The sequence below is a fragment of the Kitasatospora sp. NPDC056076 genome (assembly GCF_042266305.1).
Classification (GTDB): domain Bacteria; phylum Actinomycetota; class Actinomycetes; order Streptomycetales; family Streptomycetaceae; genus Kitasatospora.
Map to the genome: position 1 here is coordinate 71821 of NZ_JBHJWG010000003.1, position 19941 is coordinate 91761.

A 19941-nucleotide genomic window follows, 5' to 3' on the forward strand; every position below is an offset into this window, starting at 1 on the left:
CGCGGGGCGAGCGGGCGAACCACGCGGGAGTGTCGGGTGTGTTTGGATTCCCCTTGTGTCCGACACCAAGCTGCCCAAGGCCCTCCCGTCCCCGCGGACCCGCTCGCTCGCGCTCTGCGGGCTCCTGGTTGCCGCGCTGTTCGGCGTGGCGGCCTTCGTCCCGCTGCCGTACACGATCACCTGGCCGGGCCTGACCGCGGACACCCTCGGCAGCTACCAGGACCGGCCGGTGCTCACCATCACCGGGGCGCCGCTGCGCAGCACCGAGGGCGAGCTGCGGATGGTCACCATCTCGGCCACCAACCCGGGGCAGAAGACCACGTTCTGGCGGGGCCTGCGGGCGTGGTTCGACCCGAAGGAGGCCGTCCGGCCGACCGAGACGGTGTACCCGCAGGGCAACCCGGCCAAGGCGGAGCAGGTGACGGCCCAGCAGATGGCCGAGTCCCAGGACAGCGCCACCGCGGCCGCGCTCGGCTACCTCCACCTCTCGCCGGCCCAGGTGAAGGTCAAGGTCGACCTGGGGGACGTGGGCGGCCCCAGCGCCGGACAGATGCTGGCGCTGGGCATCGTCGACAAGCTGGCCGGTGACGGCAAGGGCGGCGACCTCACCGGCGGGCTCAGGATCGCGGGCACCGGCACCATCGACGACGACGGCACCGTCGGCCCGGTCGGCGGCGTCCCGTTGAAGACCCAGGCGGCGGCCCGGGACGGCGCCACGGTGTTCCTGCTGCCCAAGGACGAGTGCACGGACGCCAAGGTGAACACCCCCAGGACGCTGCGGCTGGTGCCGGTGGGCACGCTCGCCGAGTCGGTGCAGGCGCTCGAGGCGTTGAAGAGCGGCGGCAGCGTTCCCAGCTGCTGAGCCGCCCCGTCCTACTCGGCGGCCGCCTGGTCCACCAGCGGCAGGATCCGGTACGGCACCGGGTTCTCCAGCACGATCGCGGTGGAGGAGCGGACGATCCCGTCGAAGCCCAGCACCCGGTCGATCACCCGCTGGAGGTCGGCGTTGGAGCGGGCCACGATCCGCACCAGCATGTCCCCGATCCCGGTGATCGTGTGCAGCTCCAGCACCTCCGGCACCCGCGCCAGGTGCGCCCGCACGTCCGCGCCCTGGCCCTGGGAGATCTCCAGGGTGGCGAAGGCCGTCACCGGGTAGCCGATCGCGGCCGGGTCCACCTCCGGGCCGAACCCGCTGATCACCCCCTTGGCCTGCAGCCGGTCCAGCCGGGCCTGCACGGTGCCCCGGGCGACCTGGAGCCGGCGCGAGCACTCCAGCACGCCGATCCGGGGCTCCTCGGCGAGCAGCCGGATCAGCCGGCCGTCCAGGGCGTCGATGGTGTCGTTGCCGCCGCCGGTGCCGGTGCCGGTGCTGGTACCGGCGGCGGCCGGGGCCGCGGGGGCGCCCTGGGGGGCGGACGGGTCGGGGGAGCCCGGGGCGCTCGGGGAGTGGGCGGGGGGCATCGCGGCTCGGTCCTCCGGTGGGCATTCTGTACAGCGGTGCCGCCGATTCTCCCGCTCCGGGGCGCAGCTTGACCAGGAGGAAACGGAACAGTTGCGCGTCGGTCGGCCCGGCGCCACCCTCCAGCCACGATCCCGTGCTCCGGGCCCCACCCCGGGCGCCGGGTGGTCCGTACGCCTACCGGGAGGGCCGTCATGACCGACACCGCCGCCGAATCCGTCCTGCTCGCCGCGGGCCCGGCCGGGGGGCCGGAGGACCCGGGGCCGCTGCCGCCCGGCCGCGCCGACGCGCTGGTGTTCGTGGTCGGCGACGCCGAGCGGGCGGCCCGCCGCTACCTGGCGGCGCTCGGGCTGCGCTGTACGGCGTACGCCGGGCCGGGGACCGGTGACCCGGAGGCGGTCTCCTACGTGCTGGCCGGGCCCGGGACGCGGATCGTGCTCACCTCGCCGGTGCAGGTGATCGGCCCGCGCGGCCGGGAGCTGGCGGCGCACCTGGAGCGGTACGGGGACGGGGTGCTGGACCTCGCGGTCGGCGTGCCGGACGTCCCCTACGCGTACGACTACGCCGTGGACCGGGGCGCGCTGTCGCTGGCCGAACCGTACGAGGTGCGGGACCGGTACGGCTCGGTGGTGCTGGCCACCATCGCGGTGCCGGGCGGCTCCCGGCACACCCTGGTTGACCGGTCGGGCTACGCGGGGCCGTACCTGCCGGGGTACGAGGCCTTCGCGGGGTGGTGACGGGGGCGCCCGCGCGGGCGGTGACCGGTACGGCGGGTGCGGTGCCGGGGTCGCGGGCGGCGGCGGGTCAGCGGACCGCCGTCTCCACGACCGGCGGGTGGCCGTTCCAGTAGACGAAGACCGAGTTGGCCTGGTTGTCCTTGGTGAAGTCCACCCGCATCCACTGGTCGCCGTTCCAGACCTGCATCTGCCAGCCCGGGTCCGGGGTGGCGGAGACCAGCGAGGCCCGGTCGGCGCGGATGTCCAGGGCGACCCGGCCGCCGGGGACGGGGTAGCTCTTCACCGTCGACGTCGGGGTGGTGGCGGCGGGCACGGGCTTCCTGGTCGGCGGGGCGGCCGCGGTGGTGACCGGGGCGTGCGCGGCGGTGGCGGCCGCGCTGGTGGCCGGGGAGGACGGCGGGGAGGGTGCGTCGCCGGTCGGCGTCCGGCTGGGGGTGGCGCTCGCTCCGTACGGGGTGCTCCCGACCTTGGGGGAGGGCAGCGGCAGCGCGGTGGGCCGCTCGAACGCGGCTCCGCTGAGCACGGCGTGCACGCCGAGCCAGGACAGCGCCACCGCCGCCCCGGTGGCCGCCGCCCAGGCGCAGAGCTGTACCAGTCCGTTCCGCATCGTCCGCACATCCTGCCGCATTTCCGGGCAGGTCGTGACGGGTACCCCCGGTGTTCGGCAGGGGAGTTGCACCATGTCCGGAGGCCGTGCGCAGCCACCCCCGAGGTACAGACCACTGCCCGCCGATGGCGTACCGTGCAGGGCCATGGCAACAGTGCTCGTGGTCGAGGACGACCCCTTCGTACGTTCCGCGCTCATCCGCCACCTGACCGACACCGGTCACGCGGTCCGCAGTGTGGGCACGGCCCTGGAGGCGCTGCGGGAGGTCGCCCAGGTCGGCTGCGACCTGGTGATCCTGGACCTGGGCCTGCCGGACCTGGACGGCAGCGAGGCGCTCAAGATGATCCGGGGACTGACCAACGTCCCGGTGATCATCTCGACCGCGCGGGACGACGAGGCCGAGATCGTCCGACTGCTCAACGACGGTGCCGACGACTACCTGGTGAAACCTTTCTCCGGGGAACACCTGAGCGCCCGGATGGCCGCCGTGCTGCGCCGGCTCGGCGGCGGCACCGCGCCCGTCGCCCAGGTGCTGCGGGTCGGCGGACTGGCCATCGACCTCCAGCGGCGCGAGGCCGTCCTGGACGGGCGGCTGCTCGACCTGACCCGGCGGGAGTTCGACCTGCTGGCCTTCCTGGCCGCCCGGCCCGGAGTGGTCGTACCGCGCAAGGAGATCCTCGCCGAGGTCTGGCAGCAGACCTACGGCGGCGACCAGACCATCGACGTCCACCTCTCCTGGCTGCGCCGCAAGCTCGGCGAGACCGCCTCCAACCCCCGCTACCTGCACACCGTCCGGGGCGTCGGGGTCCGGCTGGAGGCCGCCACCGCGGGCCCCGCGACCGGGGGCCCCGCGGAGCACCGGACATGAAGCGGTTCACCCACTCGCTGCGCTGGGCCCTGATCAAGGCCGCCGTGGCCGGGACCACCATGGTCGCGCTGGCCTTCCTCATCCCGCTCGGCCTGATGGTCCAGCAGACCGCCCGGGACCGGGCGTTCACCGCCGCCGAGCGGCAGGCCGCGGCGCTCGGGCCGGCCCTGGCGATCACCACCGACCAGGACGCCGTCAACCGTGCGCTGGCCAGCACCGACGCGGGGGGCCAGGGCCGGATGGCGGTGCACCTTCCGGTGCCCGCGGGGGAGTCCTGGGCCTCGGGCGGGGCCGGGGCGGCTGCGGGGTCGGGCAGTTCCGGCGGGGCCGGTGGGTCCAGCGGGTCTGGTGGGGTCAGTGGGGTCGAAGGGGCTCGGGCGCCCGCGGGGTCCGGCGGGCCCGACGGGCCGACCCTCGGGGAGGGGCGCGCCGCCGCGGCGGACGTGGCCACGGCCGGCGACCAGGGCCGGGCCTTCACCGTCGCGGTGCCCGGCGGCTACGCGCTGCTCCAGCCGGTCGCGGTGGACACCGGGCGGACCGCCGTGGTCGAGGTGTTCGTCGCCGAGAGCGACCTCACCCGGGGCGTCGCCACCGCCTGGCTGGTGCTCTCCGCCGTCGCGCTCGGCCTGGTCGCCCTCTCGGTGCTGGTCGCCGACCGGATGGGCGGCCGGATCGTGGCCTCCGCCCGCCGGCTGGCCGCCGCCGCCCGCTCGCTGGGCGCCGGGGACCTCGCGGTGCGCGTCCCGGTGACGGGCAAGCAGGTCGACGGCAGCCCCGAGGAACTCCGCGAGGCCGCCAACGCGTTCAACGCCATGGCCGACCGGGTGGTCCAACTCCTCGCGGCAGAACGCGAGTTGGCAGCCGACCTGTCGCACCGACTGCGCACCCCGCTGACCGTGCTGCGGCTCAACGCCGCCTCCCTCGGCGACGGCGACGCGGCCGACGCCACCCGGCACGCGGTGGCCCAACTGGAGCGCGAGGTCGACCAGATCATCCGCTCCGCCCGCCGCGCCCCCGAGGACGCGCCCGCCGTCGCGGTCGGCTGCGACGCCGCCGAGGTGATCCGCGAACGGGTCGGCTTCTGGTCCGCGCTGGCCGAGGACGAGGGCCGCCGCTGGCAACTGGCCGGCGCCGAACGCGCCGCGCCCGTCCCCGTCCAGCGCGGCGACCTGGCCGCCGCCGTCGACGCCCTGCTCGGCAACGTCTTCCGGCACACCGCCGTCGGCACCGCCTTCTCGGTGGACGTCCTGGCCACCGAGAACGCGGTGATCGTGCTGGTCGGCGACGCCGGGCCCGGCTACAGCGACCCGGCCGCCGCCCTCAAACGCGGCGAGGGCCACGGCGGCGAGGGCTCCACCGGCCTCGGACTGGACATCGTGCGCAAGCTCGCCGAGTCGACCGGCGGCGACCTGGCACTCGGCCGCTCCGCCGTGCTCGGCGGCGCGGAGACCAGGCTGCGGCTGCGCACCCGCCCGACGGAGGCCCCGCCCGCGCGGGCCGGACGGCGGCGGACCCGGGGTGCGCTGTTCCCGAAGTGACGGCGGGTCGGGAGGGTGGCCTCTTCCTCCGGGGTCTTCTCCTCCGGGGCGTCCTCCTCCGGCGCCTTCTCCTCCGGGGCCTCTTCCTTAACTGCGGCCTAAGGGAGCTTCACCCCTCGCTCAGCCCGCGGTTTCCGGCCCCCGGGCGCGGCTAGCGTCGGTCGCGCCGGTCACCCGACCGAGCCGGGCCGGCCGCCCGGGACGTCCCCGCGCACCCGTGCGCGGCCCGTCCGGACGGCGGCCGACCGCAGGCACCCGCGAACGGTGCCGACCGCAGGCTCCCGCGGAGGTAACGCGCATGACCACCCGACCCACCCGTCGTTCCGGCCGCCGCAGGCGCAGCCGCAAGGGGACGATCATCGGGGCCTCGGCGGTCGCCGCCGCCCTGGTCGCGGGCGGGACGGTGGTGCTCGCCTCCTCGGCCAGCGCCGCCCCGCTCGGCGCCGTCTACAGTCGGACCAGCAGCTGGGACGCCGGCTACACCGGCCAGTACCTGGTCACCAACCCGGCCGCCGATCCGATCGAGGACTGGACGCTCAGCTTCGACCTGCCGGCCGGCGCGAAGATCGACTCGCTCTGGAACGCCACCTTCACCGTCGCCGGGCAGCACGTCACCGTCAGGCCGGAGGCCTGGAGCAAGCGGCTGGACCCGGGGAAGGGCGTGGTGGTCGGCTTCGTCGCCCAGGGCGTCGGCCCGGCGCAGGCCGAGCCCGGGAACTGCCTGATCAACAACGCCTCCTGCACGGCCGGCGAGGGCCCCGCGCCCACCCCCTCCGGACGCCCGACCACCACCCCCACCGTGGCGCCCACCGGCTCGGCCTCGCCCACCGCGACCGCGACGGCCGGTCCGACCGCCACTGCCACTGCCACGGCCACCGGGAAGCCGACCCCGACCGCCACCGCGAAGCCGACCGCCACCCCGACCGCCACCCCCACGGCGACCGGTGTGCCCGTCCCCCCGGCCGGCACCGGGGGCGGCTTCGCCCCGTACGTCGACACCTCGCTCTACCCGCCCTACGACCTGGTCGCCACCGCCAAGGCCACCGGGGTGAAGCGGTTCACCCTCGCCTTCGTGGTCTCCGGCGGCGGCTGCGTACCCAAGTGGGGCGGGGTCAGCGACCTGTCCGCCGACGCGGTGGCCGCCCAGATCGGCGCCCTGCGCGCGATCGGCGGCGACGTCCGGGTCTCCTTCGGCGGCGCCAACGGCAGCGAGCTGGCCCTGGCCTGCGGCTCCACCGCCGACCTGGCCGCCGCGTACCGCACGGTGATCGACGCGTACGGCGTGACCCGGCTCGACTTCGACGTCGAGGGCGGCGCGATCGCCGACACCGCCGCCAACACCCGGCGGGCCCAGGCCGTCGCCCAGCTCCAGCGCGAGGCCGCCGCGAAGGGCAGTCCGCTCGACGTCTCCTTCACCCTGCCCGCGCTGCCCTCCGGCCTGACCCAGGACGGCGTCGACCTGGTCGCCGGTGCCAAGGCCGCCGGCGTCGCGATCGGTGCCGTCAACATCATGGCCATGGACTTCGGCGACGGCGTCGCCCCCAACCCGCAGGGGCGGATGGGCACGTACGCGATCGCCGCGGCCACCGCCACCCAGGCCCAGGTCAAGAGCGTGCTGGGGCTGGACGACGCGGCCGCCTGGCGCAAGGTCGCGGTCACCCCGATGATCGGCGTCAACGACGTCGCCAGCGAGGTCTTCACGGTGGCCGACGCCGAGCAGCTGGCCGACTTCGCGGCCGGCAAGCACCTCGCCTGGCTGGCCATGTGGTCCGGGACCCGGGACAAGGCCTGCGCCGGCGGCGCCAGGCCCACCGCGGACGCCAGTTGCAGCAGCATCGTCCAGCAGCCGCTGGACTTCACCCGGGCCTTCGGCCGCTACACCGGCTGAGGCCCCCGCGCCGGGCTCCGGCCCCTCGGACCGCCCCGGCCGCCCGTGCTCAGCCCGCAGCCGGGCACGGTCGGTCGGGGCACTGTCGGTCGGGGCACTGTCGTCACTGCGAGTAGTCGATCGCGCCCAGGACGGGATGGGTCGCATCCGGTATCGTCGCTGGTTGGCCGAGCGGTGGACGGAGTGGACAGGTGACAGCGGTACAAGACGAGCGCAGCCCGGTGCGGACCGTATCCGCCCCGTCGCCCGCTCCCCTGTCCGACCGGCTGCGCGTCGCGCTCGGTGCCCCCGTGCGCGCAGTGCGTGAGGCCCCTCGCCGCCCGATGCTGATCGCCTCGTCCGTGGCGCTGCTGTCGCTGGTCGTGTACGCAGTGGTCCGCCACTTCGTCCACACCTCGATGGTCGACATGATCGTCTACCGGGCCGAGGGCGCCGCCGTCGCCAACGGCACCGACCTCTACGCGCTGCGCGTCACCGAGTGGAACCTCCCCGCGACCTACCCCCCGTTCGCGGCCATGCTGTTCGTCCCGACCACCTGGCTGCCGATCCCCGTCCTCCGCGTGGTGATCACTCTCGGCAACCTCGGGCTGCTCGCGCTGATGTCCCACCTGTCCTTCAAGCTGGTCGGCTGGCCGCGCCGCGAACTCCGGCCGATCGGTGTGGTCCTGATCACCGGCCTCGGCGTCTGGCTCGAACCCGTCTTCACCACGCTCCGGTACGGCCAGATCAACCTCGCGCTCGGCTGCCTGATCCTCTGGGACCTCACCCGGTCCGACGCCCACCGCAGCAAGGGCATCGCGATCGGCATCGCCGCCGGCATCAAGCTCACCCCCGGCCTGTTCGCCGTCTACCTGCTGATCACCGGCCGGGTCCGGGCCGCCTTCACCGCCGGCCTCACCTTCCTCGGCACCTTCCTGATCGGCGCGCTCTTCCTCCCCGACGCCACCTGGGGCTTCTGGACCAAGTACCTCTACGACTCCTCCCGGGTCGGCAAGACCGAGATCGTCGACAACCAGTCGCTGCGCGGCGCCTTCGCCCGGCTGCTGCACAGCGCCGACCCCGGCTTCCTCGCCACCCTCGGGGCGGGCCTGGTCGCGGTGGCCGGCCTCGCCGTCGCCGCCTGGGCCGTCCGCAGCGGCCGCTGGCTGCCCCGGGCCGAGGCCTGGGGCTTCTGCGTCACCGCCGTCACGGCCGTGCTCATCTCGCCGATCAGCTGGACCCACCACTGGGTCTGGTGCGTGCCGGTCCTCGTGCTGCTCGCCGCGGAGGCCTCCGTCGAGCGCGCCCGCCCGGCCGGCGTCCGCCGACTGCGCTGGCGGGCCGCGTTCTGGGCCACCCTGCTGGCCTTCCTGTCCTTCGCGATGTGGGCCGCCAAGCCGGTCGGCGCTGCCGTGCTCCACATGTCACCGCTGAACCAGCTGCCGACCTCGATCTATCCGTGGGTCGGCCTCTGCTTCCTGCTCGCCGCCGCCATCCGGATAAGGGCACGTCGGCGCTCGGCCGGTGCCCCGCTGGTCCGGCTGCCCGGACAGCGGGACGGCGACGGCGGCCCGGACGCCGCCCGCGGTCGTCAGCAGGCCCCCGCGGCCCGCTGAGCCGGCGGGGGCTCTCCGTACGCTCCGCAGCCTCCGTACGCTCCGTACGCTCCGTACGTTGCGGCGTGCGACCGGCACGACCGGCACGACCCGCATGGCCCGCACGTCTACGCGAGCAGCTCGGCGAGCGAGCCGTCCATGTCGAGGGCGGCCAGCTCGCTGCCCGGCGGGACCAGCCGGTGCGCCCGCTCCAGCCAGGCCGCGACGACCGGCAGCGGCGCCTCCAGCAGCGCGTCCCCGGCCGGGGAGCTCAGCGCCATGCACAGCACGCTGCGCCGGCCCGAACGGGTCGGCCAGATCCGCACGTCGCCCTGGCCGCACGGGCGGAAGGTGCCCTCGACCAGCAGCTCGCGGGCGAACACCCAGGTCACCGGGGAGCCGGTGTCCAGGTGGAAGGTGATGTACACGGCGTACGGGTCGTGGCTGCCGTAGGTCAGCCGGGCCGGGACGGGGACGCTGTGCTCCGGGGAGAGCACCAGGTTCAGCTCCAGCTCGTGCTCCACGACGCTGACGGGGCGGTCCATGATCGTCTTCCTCTCTGCCTTCGGTTCGTGCCCGCTTCCGGGCCCTGTGACCTTTGAGAGGGCGGTCCGCGCCGGTTCTTACACACGTTTCCGGGATTTCTCCGGGAAGTTTCGGGCGGCGGGGTGTGGCGGTCCCGCCGCGCGTGGGCCCCTACCCCGGGCGGGCCTCCGCTGTCCGGGGAATCGTCAACTTTCCTTGGGGGCTCCGGCGAGGTACTACTCTTTGTAACTGTCCGGCGACTGTCCGCCTTCGGTGGCGCCCCCACGTGCCCCGAGCGCCCCGTACGCCCCGGGGTGTGCGCGGGCGCGGCGTGGCCCTGTGCTCGGACCGACCCGGTTCCGACCACGTTTCGATCTTTGGATCTGCCGAGGCCCGCCCCTCAACGGCCCTCGTCAAGGCCCGACAGGAGAGAAGACCCCCATGACGGACCGCTCCTTCGCCGCCGGCGGCGACCCGGCCGTCGCACCCGAGCCCGGCTACTACGCCGACCCGTCCATCCCCGGGTTCGTCCGCTACTGGGGCGGCTCGGCCTGGGTGCCGGGCACCAGCCGGCCCGCCCCCGTCGAGGGCGAGGTGCTGCAGCCGCCCCGGTACGCCACCCGGCGGCCCGCCCCCGCCCCCGCCCCCGACGTCGCGGCGGCGCGGGTGGTGCCGCCGCCGGTGGTGCCGGTGCCGCCGGCGCGGTCGGAGTCGCCGGTGCCGCTGGTCGTGCCGGTGCCGGTGCCTGTTTCTGTGCCGGTGTCCGTGCCTGGTTCTGCGCCGGGGCCGGTGCCGGTGGTGCCCGTGCTGGACGGGCGGGAGGCTCCGGGGGCGGGGGACACCGGGCCGGTGTACCTGGACCAGACCACGGGCGGGGCGTCCTTCGTGGTCGGGCCGCGGGTCGCCGAGGTGATCGGCGGGCCGGTGTTCCGGATCGTCGAGCCCGCGCTGGAGGAGGCTCCCGGGGTGGCCGGGGCCGCCGAGGTCGGTGCCGGTGCCGACGCCGGAGCCTCGGGGTGGCAGGCCGATCCGCGGGCGCAGCGGGGCCTGATGGAGACCGGTGGGGCCCCGCGCTGGGTGTCCTGGGGGGTACTTCCGGGGGCGCTCGAGGAGGAAGAGGGGCGTGCGGAGGGGGAGCGCGCTGCGGTTGCCGTGGAGGTGGCGGTGGCCGTCGCGCCCGCCATGACGGGCGCGGTCCGCGAGGTGGCGGCGCCGACCGCCGGGGCGGCCGTCGAACCGGCGGCCCAGGTGGTGGCCGAAGTGGCGGCCGGGCCCGGAGCGGGGGACGGGCCCGGGTCCTCGCCGGTCCCGGCCGTCGTCGCCGCGTTGCCGGTGGTGCGGCCGGCCCGGGAGTCCGCCGCCCGTCGCCGACCGGCATCCCCGGCGCCCCTGGTGCCCGCCGGGCTGGGGCGGCGGCTGGCGGCCCGGGCGGTGGACACCGCGGTGCTGCTGGTGGTCGCCGTCGCGGCCGGGATCCCGCTCGGCAGCTCGGTCTCCGACCACCTCCAGCAGAAGGTCGACCAGGCCAGGATGGCCAGCTCCCTCGCCCGCCGCCACGTGCAGGTCTGGCTGGTCGACGACGTGGTGCTGGCCAAGGTCGCCGCCCTGCTCGGCATCCTGGTGTTCGTCAGCCTCGTCTACGAGGTGCTGCCGATCGCCCGGACCGGCCAGACCTTCGGCAAGCGGCTGGCCCGGATCCGGGTGGTGGACGCCGGTGCCCCCGGCAGACGGACCGCCCGGCTGAGCCTCGGCCGCTCGCTGCTGCGGTGGGTCGTCCGGCAGCTCGGCACGGTGCTGCTGCTCGGCCTGGTCTGGCCGGTGTTCGACCGGTCGGCCCGGCGCGGCTGGCAGGACCGGGCGGCCCGGACCAGGGTGGTCCGCAGCTGAGCCGGCCGTTGCGGTCCCGGGTGCCCGGGTGGCGTTCGCCGGGTCGCCGATCGAGCTGCGTGACAGCAAAACGGACAAAATGTCCCAAAGGCTGAGAATCCTCGATGTTCTACTCGGGAGATGAGCACCCACGACCCCTCAGGCTCCCAGCCGGAGGGGGGCGGTCCGCCCTCCTTCGACAAGCAGCCCCCCACCCCGGGTGGCGGCACGCCGGACGGCGAACCGCCACGACCCGCCCCGTCCGGCGCCCCCGGGGAGGGCCCCGGCGCCTACCAGGGCAGCTACGGCGGACCGACCCCCGGTCAGAACCCCTACGGCCAAACGCCCTACGGCGGGCAGCCCTACGACCAGCCCCCACCCGGCCACGGCCCCGGCTCCGCCCCGTACGGCACCCCCGGCGGCGGACCCGTCCCCGGCATGCCGCCGATCGGCACCTGGCCCAAGCGGATCGTCGCCCGCCTCATCGACTACGTCCTGATGCAGGCCATCGGCGTCATCGTCATTGGCCCCTTCGTCGACCTCAGCACCCGGGAGGGCACCACCGAGGCCTTCTGGCTCGGCTGCGCCGTCTACCTCGTCTACGAGGCGCTGATGCTCAGCCGGGACGGCCAGACCCTCGGCAAGAAGGCCATGAAGATCCGCGTCGCCATGCTGATCGACGGCAACTCGCCGACGCAGTCCGCCGCGTGGACCCGGGCCGCTGTCTACATCCTCCCGGCCGTGCTCTGCTGCGCCGCCGTGTGGTGGGTCATCGACGGCCTCTTCGGCGTCTTCGACAAGCCCTACCGGCAGTGCCTCCACGACAAGGCCGCGAAGACCGTCGTGGTCACCACCGAGATCTGACCGCGACAGCGCTGATCCGTCGGCCCGTCGATCAGCTGATCGGCGGATCAGCGCTGCCGGGCGTACTCGCGCCCGGCAGCGGCCGCGGAGGCCCCGGAGCGGTCGCCGACCGCCGCCGAGCGGGCGGACACCGCCACCGAGAGCACCGTCACCACGGTGCCGAGCGCCAGCGCGAACCCCACCAGCACCGCGACCTCCAGGACGCCCGAGGCGCCCGAGACGGCCAGCAGCGCCACGGTGGTGGCGACGACGGTGAACGAGCCGAGGCAGAACTGGGCAGCGGACGGACGTGGCATGGCGGGGGGTCCTTCGCACGTCGGGGGAAACGGGCGGGAATGATGCCGGTGCCAGAAGTCCTACCCGGCAGGGGAGTTCGGCACGACCAGGCTAGCCCGCGAGGCCGGGGGCACAGGGGGCGCACGGGCTCACCCCGGGGTCGTCCGCACCCCTCGGTACGGTGGAACCCGTCCGACACCACGCAGACCCGGGGGAACCGACCGTGCCCATCCCCACCGACTGGCCCACCACCGAGGCCCAGGCGCTCGCCGAACAGGAACGACTGCGGCCGCTCGTCCGCGCCCAGGACGACGGCACCCCCGGCCCGCTCATCGCCGGAGTCGACGTCGCCTACGACGACGACCACGACCTCGTCGTCGCCGCCGCCGTCCTCTTCGACCGGGACACCCTGGACGTCGTCGAGGAAGCCACCGCCGTCGGCCGGATCGCCTTCCCCTACGTCCCCGGACTGCTCGCCTTCCGCGAACTCCCCGCCGTCCTCGACGCGCTGGCCGCCCTCACCCGCACCCCCGACACCGTCGTCTGCGACGGCTACGGCCTCGCCCACCCCCGCCGCCTCGGCCTCGCCAGCCACCTCGGCGTCCTCACCGGACTGCGCACCCTCGGCGTCGCCAAGACCCCCTTCACCTTCGACCACCACGACCCCGAGGCCGCACGCGGCTCCTGGACCCCGCTCACCGACCCCGTCACCGGCGAAGAGGTCGGCCGCGCGGTGCGCACCCAGCCCGGCGTCAAACCCGTCTACGTCTCCGTCGGCCACCGCATCGGCCTCGACACCGCCGTCCGCACCACCCTCGACCTCGCCCGCCGCTACCGCCAACCCGAGACCACCCGGCACGCCGACTCCCTCTGCCGCCGCGCCCTCGCCGAAGCCCTGCAGACCAGGACGCCCTCGAACTGACCGTGCACCGGGCGGGGTTCCGACCCGGTGTGTTAGACATGGGACACCGGGGCCCGGGCCCCGAAGGCCAGGAACGGACGCACGGGGGGCGCCGCAATGGGAACAGGGACCGGCTCGACCGGCGGGGCCAACCAGGGCTACCGGGTCGAGATCGAGCAACTGCGCACGTTCGCCGGGCAGGTACGGCTGCTGCTGAAGGAATTCGAGAAGGACGCCAACGGCAGCACCACCCACGGACGCAGCGGCATCGGCAAGACCGCCTTCGGCACCTTCGCGGAGGCGACGGAGATCCACGGCCGCTACAGCACCATGCGGGACGCCCTGCGGGACGTGCTGAACCAGCTCCAGCAGGCGATCGATCAGGCCCAGAAGAAGGCAGAACTCACCGCGACCAACTACGAGGAGCAGGACCAGCACGTGGGCACGAAGCTCAAGCTGGCCGGCGACGGTTGGTCCGTGTCCGATCCCTCGTCGACCAGCCAGGTCGCGTACCAGGCCAACCAGGTCCCGTCCCGGCGTGGCAACGCCACCATCTGACCGATCGCCCGACCGGAGGTGAACCACCCGTGACCTACACCGATTTCACCAAGTACAGCCATGCCGATCTCCGCACGATGGCACAGGCCCTCGACCCCGGCGCGGTGATGGCCGCCGGCGACCCCTGGCGCAAGGCGGCGACCACGCTCAAGGAGATCCGCAAGACCCTCACCAACGTGAGCACCGAGGCGGCCACCTCCTGGGAGGGCACCACCAGCGACTCCTTCCACACCTCGATGCTGACCCTCGCCACCAACATCAACGAGGCCGCCGCGTACGCCAACGACGCGGCCAACACGCTGCACAACATGTCCGAGGCGATGGCGACGGCCAAGCGCACCATGCCCGAGGAACCGGGCAGCTGGGACCAGTTCAAGGACAAGGTCGGGGACTTCTTCAGCAGCGAGGACGACCACATCCAGCTCACGGACCAGAAGAAGGCCGAAGCGGCAGCCGTCATGCAGACCCTCGCGATGCACTACCGCATCGCGACACCTGCCTTGAAGGCTCCGCCGTCCCTTCAACGACCGCCGGTGGACGACAGTCGAGACGCCAGCCCGCAGGCCGACCCGACGGGGGCGGCGGCTGCAGTGGCCGCAGTCGTCTCAGGTGCTTCGTTCGGGACCGGAGGGGCGTCGGCGCGGTCGGCAGCCGGCGCCACGTCAACGCGGCCGAAGTCGCAGCCTCCGATGGTGGCCCGCCCCGCGGTCAAGGGGACAGCGGCTCCGACCGATTCCGGGATCAGGGGAGGAGTGGCACAGGCGCTCCCGAAATCGCCGCCAACCACGGGGCGTACTTCCAGCGCGGGCATCTCGGGTACGCCGATGCCCGGACAGGGCGGAAGTGCGCCGAGTCCGGTCACCTCCGGGACCCAGACGTCCGGCTTGAATGTTCCGCCGACCGTGGCTCCCGGCAGCGGACCGATCGGGGGCGGCGGTGAGCGGACGACTGCTGTCCATCCAGGACCGTCGGTGCAGGGCTCTCCTGCTGGTTCTGGCTTTGGCGCCAAGGAATTTTCGAGTGGCGCGGCTCCGGTGGAGGGGCCGGGTCTTCGAGGTGGCCGAACTACCGGGATCGGTGGTGAGGTCCATCCAGGTATCGGAGCCGGAGGAAGAGGAGCGGCCGGGGCCAGACAGCTCGCTGGACCGCTGGCCCGGCCCGGGGGAGCCGTCGGCGAGACGATTCCGCCCATTTCCGGAGTACGGGGCAAGCAGGCCTTCACGGAAGGAGGGTCCGGGTTGGGCGCGCGTAGCCGCCTGGGTGGGGAGGTCGGAGCCCGGAGTACAGGTGTCATGTCGCCAGGCATCCCGCTGAGCGAGGCACAGCGCGGTAGGAAGAACCGAGGGAAGGACGGTAAGCGGCCGGACTACCTCGTTGAGGACGAGGAGACCTGGGCGTCGGACAAGCCGGCCAATCCGAACGTGGTGGAATGAGGGCCGGTCCGTGAACGGCCGGGTGATCTGATCGCATCCCGCAGGTCGGTGATCTGCAGGATGCCTCGTTGAGTGGGGTGACCGGGGTTGACGAGCCGCTCGTTGGCACGTGGTACGGCGGTCCTTGCGGCTGGGGCGCTGGTCTGGGCCGTCGCCGCGCCGGCGGCTCTGGCCGATGAGGTCAGGGACAAGCAATGGGCTCTCAAGACCTTCGAGGCCGAGACGAAGGTCTGGCCGGTGAGTCAGGGCGAGGGCGTCGTCGTTGCGGTGATCGACAGCGGGGTGAACTCGGAGCACCAGGACCTGACGGGGCAGGTGCTTCCCGGGGCCGATTTCTCCGGTGCCAAGTCGGACGGGCGTACTGACACGGACGGTCACGGAACCGGGATGGCGAGTCTCATCGCGGGGCACGGGCACGGTACCCAGGCCGGAGTGATGGGGCTGGCCCCCAAAGCGAAGATCCTGCCGGTGAAGGTGAGAACGAGCGACGGCGGTCCTGTGCCGGAGCAGAACGATCTGGCGGCGGCGATTCGTTTTGCGGTGGACCACGGTGCGACGGTCATCAATATGTCCGTCGGGGGACCGTTCCACTTCGACTCTGAGGCCCGGAAAGCGGTGGAGTACGCGGTGTCGAAGGACGCCGTACTGGTCGGGGGAGCCGGCAACAGCGTCGCGGACCTGAGCGTCAACTATCCGGCCGCCTTTCCCGGCGTGGTGGCCGTCGGGGCGGCGGACGCCAAGGGGGTGGTGTGGGGCAGTTCCAAGCCCGGTCCCGAACTCACGCTCCTCGCACCCGGTGTGGAGATCTACCGTGCTTCGGCGAAATCCCTGACGAGCTATGCGATCGGGAACGGTACGTCCGACTCCACTGCCTACGTCTCCGCTACCGCGGCTCTCATTCGGTCCAAGTACCCGAACCTGTCCGCCGGGCAGGTGATCAACAGGATGATCAAGTCGGCCACTCCCCCGCCGGATGGGACAGTGGTGCCCAATGTCCACTACGGCTACGGGGTCGTCGCCCCGGAGAAGGCGCTGGAGCCGAATCCGGCGGTGGACAACGGGCCGAAGGAGAACCCGCTCGCGAACCGGCCCGAGTCGTTGGGCGCGCCACCCGCTGATGACGAGAGCGACGCGACGGGCCAACCCTCGGCCGTACCCGAGGCCACGTCAGGCGGCACCAGCGGCAGTGGGTTGGTGATCGGCGTCGGTGCGGTCGGTGTTGTGGTGGTGGGGGCGGTGGTGGCCGTGGTGCTGCGGCGGCGGGGGGTTGAGGGGGCGCCGTACGGTGGGGGCGGTCAGTGAGTGCTGAGCCAGTCGTCGCGTAGGGCGGCCATGTGGAGGACGTCCCAGTAGCGGTCGTCCCAGTGGTGGGCCTGGCGGGCGCGGCCTTCGAGGACGAAGCCGGCCTTGGTGTAGGCGCGGGCGGCGCGTTCGTTGTACTCGAAGACGTCGAGGTGGATGCGGTGGAGGCCGACGGTGGCGAAGGCGTGGCGGAGGACCAGGACGGTGGTCTCGGTGCCGATGCCGCGGCCGACGCTGTCGGGGGTGAGGGCGATCCGGTAGTCGGCGGAGTTGTTGTCCGGGTCGACGTTGGTGAGGGCGGTGTCGCCGAGGAAGCGGCCGGTGGTCGGGTCCTCGACGGCGAGGTCGAGCCGGTCGGGGTGGTCGGCGCGGGTGGCGCACCACTGGGCGATCTGGTCGCGGGTGAAGGCGGTGCGGGTGCCGGTGAGCCGGTTGGTCTCCTGGTCGGTGCAGTGCGCCCACAGCGGGTCGGTGTGCCGGGCCGCCAGGGGGACGAGGCGGATGGTGGGGCCGTGCAGGGTGGGTTTCACCGCGAGGGCTGAGAGGTCCGTGGCCATGGTGCCCAGGATGCCCGGTGGGGCCGGTTCGTGCCGGGATTTTCGGTGCGGGGCTTATGCGGCGACGGCGATCTGCTGCCGGTGGTGGGTGGGGGTGGTGAGTTGGTCGACGATGGCGAGGGCGAGGTCGGCCTGGGCGATCCGGGGGCCGAGGACGTGGGGGCCGCCGATCCGGTAGCGGCCGGTGCCGGGGGCGGTGCGGTCGAGGTCCATGGGCGGGGTGACGACGACCCAGTCGAGGGTGGCGGGGGAGTCGTGGAGCAGGTCGAGGGCGGCGGAGTGGCCGAGGGAGAAGGTGCGGTAGGCGTCGGGGAAGGCGGGGTCGTCGTGGACGGCGACGCCGGGGGCGGTCTGCAGGGTGGTGGCGATGCCGACGCTGAGCAGCCGGGGGACGCCGGCGCGGCCGAGGCCGTCGACGAGAGCGCTGGTGGCGGCGCGGTAGAACTCGGTGGACGGGGTGTCGGGGGTGTAGACGGAGCTGACGGCGGCGGGGTGTCCGGGGGCGGTGGCGGCGACGGCGACCGGGTCGGTGACGTCACAGCGCACCAGGGTGACGCCCCCGCCGGCGAGGTCGGCGAGGTCGGCGAGGTCGGCGTGGCGCTCGGGGTCGCGGACGGCGGCGGTGACGGTGAGGCCGCGGCGGCGGGCCTCGGTGATCACGGCGCGGCCGACCTGCCCGCCCGCGCCGTAGACGATGACGTCCGCGCGGTGCTGCTGCCGGGGCGTGGTGGTGGTCATGGGGGCCTCCGTCGGTCGGTTCAGGTCGGTTCGGGTCGGTTCGGTGGCGGGCGTGGTGGCCCGCCGGTGCGGTGACGGTAGACCGGGGGGTGCCGGTTACTTCAACGGAACCGGCTCCGACGGCCGGTGCCGCCCTGCCGCGGAGCCGGTCCGGCGGGCACGGTCGGGGCATGACGCAGACCGGGCCGGCGCCGCTGCCGGCGGACTTCTTCCCGGCCGACTGCCCGGTGCAGTCGGTGCCGGTGCTGGGCAGCCGCAAGTGGGCCTGGCGGATCATCCGTTGCCTGGAGGGCGGGCCGCGCCGGTTCTCGGAGCTGCGGGTGCCGTTGGCAGGCATCACGGCGAAGGTGCTGGCGGAGTCGCTGCGTTCGATGGAGCAGGACGGCGCGGTGGTCCGGACCGAGTACGCGGAGAATCCGCCGCGGGTCGAGTACGCGCTGACGCCGTTGGGGCGGACCCTGCTGGGGCCGATGGACGCGGTGTGCGAGTGGAGCCGGGAGAACCTGGGCAGCCTGCTGGCGGCCCGGCTGGAGTACGAGCGGGCCGGGGGCTGATCGCGCCGGGGCTGATCGTGCCGCGCACCGCTCGGACGGGTGCCGATCGGACGGGCGCCGGCCTGGCAGCATTTCGGCGGTCGCTGGCGGCCTTGGCGCTGGTGGGGCCGGGTGCGGGGCGGCCATGCTGGGCCCATGAGCACTCCTGACCAGCACCTCGCGAACCTCGTCGACGCCAGCACTTCCGCCCCGGGCACCCCCGCCCCCAGCGCCCCGGACGCGATCGTCCCCGACGCCAAGGACTGGACCTGGGTGCTCGAACGCGCCTGCCCCGACTGCGGGTTGGACACTCCGGCGGTGGCCCCGGCGGAGGTCGCCGCGATGGTCCGGGCGAACGCCGAGGCCTGGCTGGCGGTGCTGGCGGGGGACGAGGACGGGCTGCGCCGTCGGCCGGCTCCGGGGGTGTGGTCGGACCTGGAGTACGCCTGCCACGTCCGGGACGTCTTCCGGCTGTTCCTGGTCCGGCTGGACCTGATGCTCGACCAGGACGGCCCGCTCTTCCCGAACTGGGACCAGGACGAGACCGCGGTCGCCGAGCGCTACCGGGAGCAGCGGCCGCAGGTGGTGGCCGAGGAGCTGGCGGAGGCCGCGGCGGCGTTGGCGGCGGCGTTCGGGGCGGTGTCGGGGGAGCAGTGGGAGCGGACCGGGAGCCGCAGCGACGGGGCGCGCTTCACCGTCGGGTCCTTCGCCCGCTACCTGATCCACGACCCGGTGCACCACCTGTTCGACGTGACGGGCGAGCGGGTCTGACCCCGGTCGCCGCGGTTCACCAGCCGGAGGCCTCGCGGAGCATGGTGCGCCGGAGCCGGCCCGCGACGCTGGCGGTGTCGGTACCGATGACGTCGGCGATCTCGGGGGCGGCGAGGCCGACGACGTAGTGCAGGATCGCCAGGTCGTCGTCGGCGGGGTGGCGGTCGGGGACGGGGATCTCCTGCGGGGTGTGTTCGGCGACGGTGCCGCGCAGGATCTGCCAGGCGAGCGCGGTCGGGTTGGGGCTGGTGAGCAATTCCCGCCACTGGACGGCGATTTCGGCGAACGCCTGTTGGACGGCGGTGGCCGCTTCGGCGTGCTCGGTCAGCCACACCCGGGCGTAGCTGAGGTACCGGGGGCGGTGGAGTTCGCAGAAGGCCGCGAACTCCAGCGGTACGTCCTCCGGTTCGCCGGGCCCCGGGGGTGGCTCGGCGGCGCTCGTGTGACGGTTGGTCATCTCGTCTTCTCGGAAGGGGAGATGGGTTTCTGACGGTCGATCATCTGTGCTCACTCTACGGTAGGCCCTCGGTGCGCTGGGTGACCAATCCGATGGAATGCCTGGAACCCGCTGCGGCGCGTCCGGTTCCGGTGACGGGCGGTGCGGCGCGGCGGCGGTACTGCCGGTGGAGGCCGGTGAAGGGCCGGTCGAGGGCAGGTCGAGGGCTGGTGGTGGGTCGACCGGGGCCGCCGGGGTCCGGCCGGGGGAGTGCTGCACAGTGGTGCGGGGGCGCGGGTTCGAGCGTGTCGCAGCTGGTCAGGGGGTGTGGGACGGCAGGGGTCGCACGGCAGTTGAGGTGCCACCGTAGGGCCTGCCGGGTCCGGCGTCCACGCCCAGGGCGCGAAGCCGGGGCTGCACAACCGTCTGCGCAACCGCGCTCACGACGGGGGTTGCGCCGGGCCGGGTGGCGGGGTGTACGTCGAAAGCGCCCCGGCGGCCTGCGGCGAC

21 protein-coding genes are annotated in these 19941 nt (G+C 73.9%); 14 read left to right on the top strand and 7 right to left on the bottom strand.

Going from position 1 to position 19941, the window contains the following annotated elements; translation table 11 throughout:
- The first annotated feature begins 55 nt into the window (after positions 1 to 55).
- The gene (locus ACFC1T_RS03625) at positions 56 to 862 is read left to right on the top strand and encodes a S16 family serine protease (protein WP_375883027.1); all 807 of its coding nucleotides are present in this window, start codon (positions 56 to 58) and stop codon (positions 860 to 862) included.
- 11 nt (positions 863 to 873) lie between these two features.
- Here ACFC1T_RS03625 and ACFC1T_RS03630 read toward each other — a convergent pair whose 3' ends face one another.
- Entirely contained in the window at positions 874 to 1335 is a 462-nt protein-coding gene (locus ACFC1T_RS03630) for an Lrp/AsnC family transcriptional regulator (RefSeq protein ID WP_375883456.1), read from the bottom strand.
- Positions 1336 to 1653: 318 nt separating this feature from the next.
- Here ACFC1T_RS03630 and ACFC1T_RS03635 point away from each other — a divergent pair, with 318 nt between their 5' ends.
- Positions 1654 to 2196 (top strand): VOC family protein, encoded by a 543-nt coding sequence (locus ACFC1T_RS03635; RefSeq protein WP_375883028.1) that lies wholly within the window; start codon positions 1654 to 1656, stop codon positions 2194 to 2196.
- A gap of 67 nt (positions 2197 to 2263) precedes the next feature.
- Here ACFC1T_RS03635 and ACFC1T_RS03640 read toward each other — a convergent pair whose 3' ends face one another.
- Positions 2264 to 2803: a hypothetical protein gene (locus ACFC1T_RS03640; protein WP_375883030.1), complete on the bottom strand. Its 540-nt coding sequence runs from the start codon at positions 2801 to 2803 to the stop codon at positions 2264 to 2266.
- Positions 2804 to 2948: 145 nt separating this feature from the next.
- Between ACFC1T_RS03640 and ACFC1T_RS03645 the strand changes: the two genes are divergently transcribed.
- From ACFC1T_RS03645 to ACFC1T_RS03660, 4 genes are all read left to right on the top strand, one after another.
- Positions 2949 to 3671: a response regulator transcription factor gene (locus ACFC1T_RS03645; RefSeq protein ID WP_375883033.1), complete on the top strand. Its 723-nt coding sequence runs from the start codon at positions 2949 to 2951 to the stop codon at positions 3669 to 3671.
- Positions 3668 to 5209 carry a sensor histidine kinase gene (locus tag ACFC1T_RS03650; protein WP_375883036.1) on the top strand — a complete coding sequence of 514 codons (1542 nt, stop codon included), beginning with the start codon at positions 3668 to 3670 and terminating at the stop codon, positions 5207 to 5209. Before ACFC1T_RS03645 ends, ACFC1T_RS03650 begins: the two co-directional genes overlap by 4 nt.
- A 298-nt stretch (positions 5210 to 5507) precedes the next feature.
- On the top strand, positions 5508 to 7097 hold the full coding sequence (locus ACFC1T_RS03655) for a cellulose binding domain-containing protein (RefSeq protein WP_375883038.1): 1590 nt from the start codon (positions 5508 to 5510) through the stop codon (positions 7095 to 7097).
- A gap of 299 nt (positions 7098 to 7396) precedes the next feature.
- Entirely contained in the window at positions 7397 to 8692 is a 1296-nt protein-coding gene (locus tag ACFC1T_RS03660; RefSeq protein WP_375883042.1) for a glycosyltransferase 87 family protein, read from the top strand.
- A gap of 107 nt (positions 8693 to 8799) precedes the next feature.
- On the opposite strand, the gene ACFC1T_RS03665 is transcribed toward ACFC1T_RS03660, so the two are convergent.
- Complete coding sequence (locus tag ACFC1T_RS03665; RefSeq protein ID WP_188307044.1) at positions 8800 to 9216, bottom strand: SsgA family sporulation/cell division regulator; 417 nt, start codon at positions 9214 to 9216, stop codon at positions 8800 to 8802.
- 421 nt (positions 9217 to 9637) lie between these two features.
- Here ACFC1T_RS03665 and ACFC1T_RS03670 point away from each other — a divergent pair, with 421 nt between their 5' ends.
- Together ACFC1T_RS03670 and ACFC1T_RS03675 are read left to right on the top strand one after the other, a co-directional pair.
- On the top strand, positions 9638 to 11083 hold the full coding sequence (locus ACFC1T_RS03670; protein WP_375883043.1) for an RDD family protein: 1446 nt from the start codon (positions 9638 to 9640) through the stop codon (positions 11081 to 11083).
- 120 nt (positions 11084 to 11203) lie between these two features.
- On the top strand, positions 11204 to 11926 hold the full coding sequence (locus ACFC1T_RS03675; RefSeq protein ID WP_375883044.1) for an RDD family protein: 723 nt from the start codon (positions 11204 to 11206) through the stop codon (positions 11924 to 11926).
- Positions 11927 to 11973: 47 nt separating this feature from the next.
- Here the strand turns inward: ACFC1T_RS03675 and ACFC1T_RS03680 are convergent, their stop codons facing one another.
- The gene (locus ACFC1T_RS03680; protein WP_375883046.1) at positions 11974 to 12222 is read right to left on the bottom strand and encodes a hypothetical protein; all 249 of its coding nucleotides are present in this window, start codon (positions 12220 to 12222) and stop codon (positions 11974 to 11976) included.
- Positions 12223 to 12425: 203 nt separating this feature from the next.
- Between ACFC1T_RS03680 and ACFC1T_RS03685 the strand changes: the two genes are divergently transcribed.
- The 4 genes from ACFC1T_RS03685 (at position 12426) to mycP (ending at position 16396) form a co-directional block, all read left to right on the top strand.
- Positions 12426 to 13124, top strand: a complete 699-nt coding sequence (locus ACFC1T_RS03685; RefSeq protein ID WP_375883048.1) for an endonuclease V — start codon at positions 12426 to 12428, stop codon at positions 13122 to 13124.
- A gap of 96 nt (positions 13125 to 13220) precedes the next feature.
- The gene (locus ACFC1T_RS03690) at positions 13221 to 13661 is read left to right on the top strand and encodes a hypothetical protein (RefSeq protein ID WP_375883050.1); all 441 of its coding nucleotides are present in this window, start codon (positions 13221 to 13223) and stop codon (positions 13659 to 13661) included.
- Positions 13662 to 13690: 29 nt separating this feature from the next.
- Entirely contained in the window at positions 13691 to 15094 is a 1404-nt protein-coding gene (locus tag ACFC1T_RS03695) for a WXG100 family type VII secretion target (RefSeq protein ID WP_375883053.1), read from the top strand.
- Between the two features lie 87 nt (positions 15095 to 15181).
- Positions 15182 to 16396 (top strand): type VII secretion-associated serine protease mycosin, encoded by a 1215-nt coding sequence (gene mycP, locus ACFC1T_RS03700; RefSeq protein ID WP_375883056.1) that lies wholly within the window; start codon positions 15182 to 15184, stop codon positions 16394 to 16396.
- Here mycP and ACFC1T_RS03705 read toward each other — a convergent pair.
- Entirely contained in the window at positions 16390 to 16953 is a 564-nt protein-coding gene (locus ACFC1T_RS03705) for a GNAT family N-acetyltransferase (RefSeq protein WP_375883059.1), read from the bottom strand. The genes mycP and ACFC1T_RS03705 overlap by 7 nt on opposite strands.
- Positions 16954 to 17007: 54 nt before the next feature.
- Positions 17008 to 17691: an NAD(P)-dependent oxidoreductase gene (locus ACFC1T_RS03710; protein WP_375883062.1), complete on the bottom strand. Its 684-nt coding sequence runs from the start codon at positions 17689 to 17691 to the stop codon at positions 17008 to 17010.
- Between the two features lie 170 nt (positions 17692 to 17861).
- Here ACFC1T_RS03710 and ACFC1T_RS03715 point away from each other — a divergent pair, with 170 nt between their 5' ends.
- Positions 17862 to 18245 carry a winged helix-turn-helix transcriptional regulator gene (locus tag ACFC1T_RS03715; protein WP_375883065.1) on the top strand — a complete coding sequence of 128 codons (384 nt, stop codon included), beginning with the start codon at positions 17862 to 17864 and terminating at the stop codon, positions 18243 to 18245.
- Between the two features lie 135 nt (positions 18246 to 18380).
- Complete coding sequence (locus tag ACFC1T_RS03720) at positions 18381 to 18995, top strand: DinB family protein (RefSeq protein ID WP_375883067.1); 615 nt, start codon at positions 18381 to 18383, stop codon at positions 18993 to 18995.
- A 16-nt stretch (positions 18996 to 19011) separates the two neighbouring features.
- On the opposite strand, the gene ACFC1T_RS03725 is transcribed toward ACFC1T_RS03720, so the two are convergent.
- Positions 19012 to 19452 (bottom strand): hypothetical protein, encoded by a 441-nt coding sequence (locus tag ACFC1T_RS03725; RefSeq protein WP_375883069.1) that lies wholly within the window; start codon positions 19450 to 19452, stop codon positions 19012 to 19014.
- Positions 19453 to 19941: the final 489 nt, after the last annotated feature.

Bases quoted from the DNA above. Each gene is read 5' to 3' on its own strand.
- ACFC1T_RS03635 (WP_375883028.1), top strand. From the start codon at position 1,654: ATGACCGACACCGCCGCCGAATCCGTCCTGCTCGCCGCGGGCCCGGCC.
- ACFC1T_RS03640 (WP_375883030.1), bottom strand. From the start codon at position 2,803: ATGCGGAACGGACTGGTACAGCTCTGCGCCTGGGCGGCGGCCACCGGG.
- ACFC1T_RS03645 (WP_375883033.1), top strand. From the start codon at position 2,949: ATGGCAACAGTGCTCGTGGTCGAGGACGACCCCTTCGTACGTTCCGCG.
- ACFC1T_RS03650 (WP_375883036.1), top strand. From the start codon at position 3,668: ATGAAGCGGTTCACCCACTCGCTGCGCTGGGCCCTGATCAAGGCCGCC.
- ACFC1T_RS03655 (WP_375883038.1), top strand. From the start codon at position 5,508: ATGACCACCCGACCCACCCGTCGTTCCGGCCGCCGCAGGCGCAGCCGC.
- ACFC1T_RS03665 (WP_188307044.1), bottom strand. From the start codon at position 9,216: ATGGACCGCCCCGTCAGCGTCGTGGAGCACGAGCTGGAGCTGAACCTG.
- ACFC1T_RS03670 (WP_375883043.1), top strand. From the start codon at position 9,638: ATGACGGACCGCTCCTTCGCCGCCGGCGGCGACCCGGCCGTCGCACCC.
- ACFC1T_RS03675 (WP_375883044.1), top strand. From the start codon at position 11,204: ATGAGCACCCACGACCCCTCAGGCTCCCAGCCGGAGGGGGGCGGTCCG.
- ACFC1T_RS03680 (WP_375883046.1), bottom strand. From the start codon at position 12,222: ATGCCACGTCCGTCCGCTGCCCAGTTCTGCCTCGGCTCGTTCACCGTC.
- ACFC1T_RS03690 (WP_375883050.1), top strand. From the start codon at position 13,221: ATGGGAACAGGGACCGGCTCGACCGGCGGGGCCAACCAGGGCTACCGG.
- ACFC1T_RS03705 (WP_375883059.1), bottom strand. From the start codon at position 16,953: ATGGCCACGGACCTCTCAGCCCTCGCGGTGAAACCCACCCTGCACGGC.
- ACFC1T_RS03710 (WP_375883062.1), bottom strand. From the start codon at position 17,691: ATGACCACCACCACGCCCCGGCAGCAGCACCGCGCGGACGTCATCGTC.
- ACFC1T_RS03715 (WP_375883065.1), top strand. From the start codon at position 17,862: ATGACGCAGACCGGGCCGGCGCCGCTGCCGGCGGACTTCTTCCCGGCC.
- ACFC1T_RS03720 (WP_375883067.1), top strand. From the start codon at position 18,381: ATGAGCACTCCTGACCAGCACCTCGCGAACCTCGTCGACGCCAGCACT.
- ACFC1T_RS03725 (WP_375883069.1), bottom strand. From the start codon at position 19,452: ATGACCAACCGTCACACGAGCGCCGCCGAGCCACCCCCGGGGCCCGGC.